We start from the raw sequence: 6,659 nt of genomic DNA on the forward strand, positions 1-6,659 counted from the left end.
GCACCATCATCCTCATAGGTGCCACGATAGAGAACCCGAGCTTCGAAGTCATCGGCCCGTTGCTGTCACGCTGCCGGGTAATCCGCCTGCCCCCCTATAACAACGAACAGCTGGCAACTATGCTGGACCGGGCCCTGAAAGAGGATATCCTCCTGGCCCAGCGAAACATTACCCTGTCCGACCAGGTACGGGCACTGCTCATCGAGTCTGCCGGTGGCGACGCCCGCAAAATGTTCAACGCCCTTGAGATTGCCGCCAACCGTTATGGCGACCAACAGGCTTTCAGCCTGACGAAAAAGGATGTGCAGGAAGCGCTCCAGCAGCGGGGACTCCTCTATGACCGCGCCGGCGACTACCACTACGATACCATCTCGGCCTTTATCAAGTCCGTCCGGGGCAGCGATCCCGATGCAGCCGTCTATTGGCTGGCGGTAATGCTCGAAGGCGGCGAGAAACCGGAGTTCATCGCCCGGCGGCTGGTGATCCTGGCTTCGGAGGATATCGGCAATGCCGACCCCCAGGCCCTGGTGGTCGCCACCAGCGGGATGCAGGCGGTTCATATGGTCGGTCTGCCGGAGGGTGGGCTGGTACTCGCCCAGGTGACTACCTATCTTGCCTCGGCACCCAAGAGCAATGCTAGCTATTTGGCGCTCAGTGGGGCCACCAGGAGGGTCAAGGAAGATGGCGCCCAGACCGTCCCCCTGCACCTGCGTAACCCGGCCACCGGACTCATGGCCGCCATGGACTATGGCAAAGACTATGTCTACCCCCATAGTGAGCCGGGACACTTCACTAAAGCTGACTATTTCCCCGAGACTATGGCGCCTGAAGTGTTCTACCGCCCCACAAACCAGGGTCACGAAAAATTTATCCGCCAACGGCTGGAAAAGCTGTGGTCCGACCGGTACTGACACTCCTCACCCTTAGCCTGTTGTTTGCTCGGCTGGTTGCCGCCCCACCGGCCGATGAGCGCCTCCGATTGCTCTACGCCGACGTCTGGGAGCATATCAATCGCCAGGGACAGGTAGTGGACTCGCTCTCCGGTAAGGTGAAACTCCGCAAGGGTGAGATGGAGCTCTTTGCCGACCGTGCCGTATTTTATCGTAACGCAGAGCGGGCCCACCTGGCCGGCTCGGTAACGATGGTGCGACCCAATGAACGCCTGACCTGCGATTCCCTGGTCTTCTACAGCCGGGAGGATCGGTTCCAGGCCTGGGGTGGGGTCAAATTCGAACAGGAAGACCAGACCGTTACCTCCAGGGAGTTGATCTACTGGACGCAATTGGATTCGGGCATCGCCAAGCGAGAGGTGGTGATGACCCAGGCGGAGCGCCGGCTCTCCACGAACGAATTCCGTTATCAGAAAACGGATGGACAGCGGGGGGCCTCTTTCCATGCTTTGGGTGGCGTGGTAATCGTGGAGGGCGACCGGCGCGTAACCGGCCAACTGATGACCTACAATGATCTCACAGGAGTCCTGGATTTGATCGACGAGGCTGAAGTGACGGAGGGCAACCGAGATCTCCGTGGCACCAGGATGCGGTTGATATATGAAGAGGATGAGCTCCGGACGGGACTGGTGCAGGAAGGGGCCGAAGCCACCAACCTGATACACGCCCTGTTGTCGCCCACCCGCCGTGACTGGCAGGCCTTCACTGATCTTTTCACCAGCCGCACAATGGAAGCCAGTTTCGTCGATGGTCGCTTGGCCACCGTGCAGCAACAGGGTATGGTCTCGTCAATTTACCATGTGGTTGAGGATTCAGTCCTGCAGGGAGTGAACCACGCTACCGGCGATACACTTACCATGGACTTCGATGAAGACGGTAAACTGGTTCGCATCCAGGTGCAGGGTGGTGCCCGGGGACGCTTTGAACCGGAGCGGGGCAATACTGAAGTGGACACGATGGTTATCTATCGGGCGGAATATATCGACTACCATATCCCTGAAGAGGTGACTTATCTGGAGCGCGGCGCCCGGGTCGACTACCGGGAAAACGGACTGGCCGCCGGCTATATCCTGGTGACTTGGCAGAACAATCTCTTACGCGCCGAAGGGGCCTTCGACCAGCAGCCTACCCTCTACCAGCTGGGCCACGATCCCATGTATGGGCAGCTGATGGAATTCAACCTGGTGTCCGAAATGGGTCGCGTCGTAAAGGGGAAGACACAGCTGGAGAATGGCCACTACCTCGGGGAATTATTGTACCGTCACCCCGGGAATGTCTACTACGTTCGGCGTAGTCTCTACACCACCTGCGACCATGACACCCCCCACTTCTACTTTGCCGCCCAACGAATGAAAATGCTCCAGGGCGACAAAGTGATTGCCAAGCCCGTCATCCTCTATCTCATGGATGTGCCGCTTCTGGGGCTCCCTTTTATCGTTTTTCCCAATGAGTCGGGTGGACGCCGCACCGGTTGGATCATGCCCAGCTATGGACAGAGCAGGACCCACGGTCGTTACCTCGAAGGATTGGGCTATTTCGCGGTGATCAACGACTATACTGATGCCACCGCCTGGCTGGACCTATTTGACGAACGGGGAATCCAGGCCCGGGGGCGGTTCCGATATAGCAAACGCTATAAATACGGCGGGTGGCTGAATGCAACCCTCTTTCGAATCGTAGATGAACGGAACATTTCCAACCTCTTTACCAAGAGCAAAGCCGCCAACCAGTGGAGCGGTTCCTGGAGCCATAACCAGACCATTGATCCCACCCAGCAATTTAACGTGAATGCCATGTTCACCTCCGATCCGGGCATGTTCCGGGATCTCGGTCTGGATCGTCAGACGCGCTTGAGACAGCAAATTGTTTCTAATGCCAGCTATAGTAAACGCTGGCTGGGATCACCTGACCGCCTCTCCCTGGCCCTGCAAGAGAAATATGATCTGCAGGCCGCTAGAATCCCCCCGGACTCCCTGGGCCAGACCAAACTGGAAAAGACCCGTACGCTGCCCAGAATCAGCTTCGGTCACAGCCGGGAAGCCCTGTTCAAACCGGCCAAAGGCCAACTTCCCAGGTGGTATCATAATATCTACTGGTCTGTTCAAAGCAATCTGAACAACATCCAGACCGTCTTTTTGCAGGCCGATTCCAGCGTTATGAAGGACACCCTCGAGTGGTCGGCAACACGGATATACGACAACCGTGCCTCTGTCAGGAATAGTATCAGCCTGCAGGCTCAGCAGAACCTTTTCCGATATATCACCTTGAACCTCAACCTGGGTATCGCTCAGGACGGGACGCCCACCTATCGTAGGGCCCGGCTTGACTCTACGGGGGAGTATTTCTTGCGGGATGCAAGGGGATCGGTCGTCTATGATGAGATTAGGGAATTCACCGCTCGGCACACCGGCCAGCTCTCCCTTTCTGCACAAACAGCCCTTTACGGCCTGCTTCCCCTTCGGATCGGCTCCTTGGAAGCGGTTCGCCACGTGATCAAGCCGCGCATATCCTATTCGTACACCCCTGATTTCTCGAAAGAGCTGCTCGGATTCGATTTGGGCTACTTTCAAGAAAGTAAGTCGGGCGAACTGTTTGACAAGTTTTCCGGCTCACCTATTGGCGGCACACCCAGCCGAGAGTACCAGTCAATGAGCATCTCCGTGTCCAACCTGTTCCAGGCTAAACACGAGGTGGAAGGCGAGGAAATCAAGACCAACCTCCTCACATGGGATATAAGTACCGGCTACAACTTCACTGCTGATAGCCTCAGGCTCAATCCGATCCGATCCAGTTTCCGGTCGCCATTCCTCCAGAAATTGAACCTGGATATTTCCATGGAGCATGACTTCTACGAGTGGGACGAAACTGTCCGGCGCCGGGTGAACCGGATTAGGGTAATCCCCCGGCTCTCCCAGATGAACGCCAGTACCCGCCTGCGACTGTCGGGCAAACGGTTTATCCCACTCCCGGAGGAGGAAGTGGAGGAAGAGGTACCAGCCGATACGCTCCAGCCAGAGCTGGAAGAGCTTGAAGAGCAGGGTTCATTGCGTCGCCGGGTGGTCAAGCCTGATATCGCGCCAGGTAACCTCTGGGAAGCTACCCTGGGCCTGCGCTACAGCCTGACCCCCTCCCTGGATCCTAAGCGACGCGAGACCTTCTGGCTGAATGGGGATCTTAAACTGAGCATTGGTCCCGGTTGGAAGGTGCGCTACGGCGCCCGCTTTGACATGACAACTCAAGAGCTGGTCAGTCATGACATTCAATTGTACCACCAGCTCCATTGCTGGGAATTCTCTTTCAGCTGGACCCCATCCGGTTATGGGCGGGGCTTCATGCTGCGCATCAACGTAATGGACGCCGACCTGCGCGATATCAAGTATGAGAACCGTGGCGGCCGGCAGAGCGGCCTGTATTCCCAATTTTTCTAATAAGCTTGACCTCCTTCCTTAGGTTTTCGAAAACTCTTGTAATCGCTGCATAATGGGTTAAAATTGGCGCGCTCAGATGAGTAGTATTTCCGCCCTCCTTTCCGAGCAGTTCATCGTCCTGCCTATGCACGCCATTGACCGAAGCTCGGCGATCCAGGAACTCCTGCTCGTACTGGAACAACACCATGTTATAGACTCCACCGAGGAGTGCCTGGAGAACATTCTCAAGCGGGAACGACGGATGAGTACCGGTGTCGGCAAAGGCGTGGCCCTGCCCCATGGGCTCAGCGACAGCGTGAAAGATGTGGCGATGGTGATGGGGATTTCCCCTGAAGGGGTAGACTTCAATGCCGTTGATGGTGTCCTGTGTCACATCTTTGTCCTCTTCATTAGCCCGGTTAAACAACCGGATAAGCATTTAAAGCTGCTTACCCGCATTGCCAAGCTGCTGAGTGACGGTGAATTGCGCAGTGCTCTGCTGGAGACCCGCACCCCCAAAGAAGTTTTGCAAATCCTCCGTAAATGGGAAACCGGGGAAGAGGATGTTCCCATCTGAAATGGTTGATGCCAACCGTAGCAGTCCTGCCCTTCACTTTCCACCTACATCCACAAGGTTGGACACCCGGCGCTCGAACCACCGCTGTAGTCCGCCGATGAGGCCAGGGTGAGCGAACAGATAAAGCGTATCAGGGGGGTCCAGGATATTCTTCCCGGGGAGACCCATCTCTGGCGCTTTGTGGAATGGATCGTTCACGCTGTAATGGCCACGTATGGCTATCAGGAGATCCGCACACCCGCCTTCGAGCTCACTGAACTGTTCGTCCGGGGAGTGGGTCTGGAGACCGATATTGTCAACAAGGAGATGTACACCTTTGCTGATAAGGGAGGCAAGAGCCTCACCCTTAAGCCGGAGCTTACGGCACCGGTGATTAGAGCATACCTCCAGAGCCACCTCGACCGCGAGGCACCCCTCACTCGCCTCTACTATCTGGATGACCTCTACCGCCAGGAACGGCCTCAGAAAGGACGCCTGCGCCAGTTTAACCAGTTTGGCGTGGAGGCCATTGGCTCACCCTACCCGGAGCAGGATGTGGAAGTCATCGCCCTGGCCTATGATCTATGCAGCCTATTCGAACCTGAAGGTCTCACCCTCCGCTTGAATACCATTGGGAGCCCTGAGATGCGGGGCGATTATCTGCAGCTCCTCCGGGAAATTTTCCAGCCCTACGCGGCTGACCTGGATAATCTGGACCAACAGCGCCTCAAGGCCAACCCGCTGCGCCTTTTTGACAGCAAAAGTCCCGAAACCCAGGCTATCCTGGAACAGCACGCCCCGCCCATTTCTGACTACATCTCCGGCGATGATCAGGTGCACTACCAGGAAGTGCAGGAGGGACTGAGGGCGCTGGGGATTCCTTTCGAGCATGACCCCCGGCTGGTGCGGGGCCTGGACTATTATACCCGCACCGCTTTTGAGATCATATCCCCGCAGTTGGGCGCGCAGGATGCCCTTTGCGGCGGTGGGCGCTATGATAGGCTCGTGAAGCAGCTCGGTGGCCCGGATATCCCTGCGGTGGGCTTCGCCGCTGGCTTTGAACGGCTGCTCCTCGTGGCGGGTGATCGTCTCCGAGAAAAGCTCACTCCCCGGCAGCTGGACGTCTATCTGGTGGTCCTGGCTGACGAAGCGCGCATGCCAGCCATCACCTGCGCCCAGGAGCTGCGGGCGGCTGGTTATATCGCCGTGCTGGAAACCCTCCGTCGTAGTGCCAAGGCCCAGCTGCGGGCGGCCAATCGCTCCGGTGCCCGCACGGCAGTAATCCTCGGCGAGGAGGAGGTCAAAAAGGGCACCTGCACCGTCAAGCGCCTGGACACCGGCGAACAGCAGGAGGTGGCCGCGGATAAGCTGGCAGAGCATTTGGATAGAGTGTTACATAACGGGCCGATAAAAGCGTAAGGTTCTAAGGTTTAGCCTTCCTTCTGTGTAAAAGGTTAGGGGTGATCGTACATTAACGACTCCGACTTATCTGTTAGTGGTGTCCTGTGACTATAGGCGATATCGTTGACGCCATAAGAAACCATCGTGTCCGGATATCGGACCACGCTGATGAAGAAGCCCAGGCTGACCGTCTCGGTTTCGATGAGATCTTTTACAGCATCTTCCGGGGGGAGATTATTGAAGAGTATCCCGAGGACAGTCCTTACCCCAGCTGTCTTATATATGGTGATATATTTATTGGTGAACCTGTGCATAGTGTATGGGCGTATAATGATGAAAATCAGT

Annotated in this window: 5 protein-coding genes; all 5 read left to right on the plus strand. The window is 56.7% G+C overall.

The genetic code is table 11. From position 1 onward, the window contains the following. Positions 1 to 911 (plus strand): replication-associated recombination protein A (locus tag ACETWG_05795; GenBank protein MFB0516101.1); only part of this gene is annotated, 911 nt, incomplete at its 5' end. Further along, positions 893 to 4,378 carry a putative LPS assembly protein LptD gene (locus tag ACETWG_05800; GenBank protein ID MFB0516102.1) on the plus strand — a complete coding sequence of 1,162 codons (3,486 nt, stop codon included), beginning with the start codon at positions 893 to 895 and terminating at the stop codon, positions 4,376 to 4,378. The genes ACETWG_05795 and ACETWG_05800, both read left to right, overlap by 19 nt. Before the next feature lie 76 nt (positions 4,379 to 4,454). Next, complete coding sequence (locus ACETWG_05805; protein ID MFB0516103.1) at positions 4,455 to 4,934, plus strand: PTS sugar transporter subunit IIA; 480 nt, start codon at positions 4,455 to 4,457, stop codon at positions 4,932 to 4,934. Positions 4,935 to 5,042: 108 nt separating this feature from the next. Continuing rightward, positions 5,043 to 6,332, plus strand: a complete 1,290-nt coding sequence (gene hisS, locus ACETWG_05810; GenBank protein MFB0516104.1) for a histidine--tRNA ligase — start codon at positions 5,043 to 5,045, stop codon at positions 6,330 to 6,332. An 86-nt stretch (positions 6,333 to 6,418) separates the two neighbouring features. Continuing rightward, positions 6,419 to 6,659, plus strand: a 241-nt coding sequence (locus tag ACETWG_05815) for a DUF4258 domain-containing protein (protein MFB0516105.1), incomplete at its 3' end; no start/stop codon positions are given.

This window comes from Candidatus Neomarinimicrobiota bacterium (assembly GCA_041862535.1).
Classification (GTDB): domain Bacteria; phylum Fidelibacterota; class Marinisomatia; order SCGC-AAA003-L08; family TS1B11.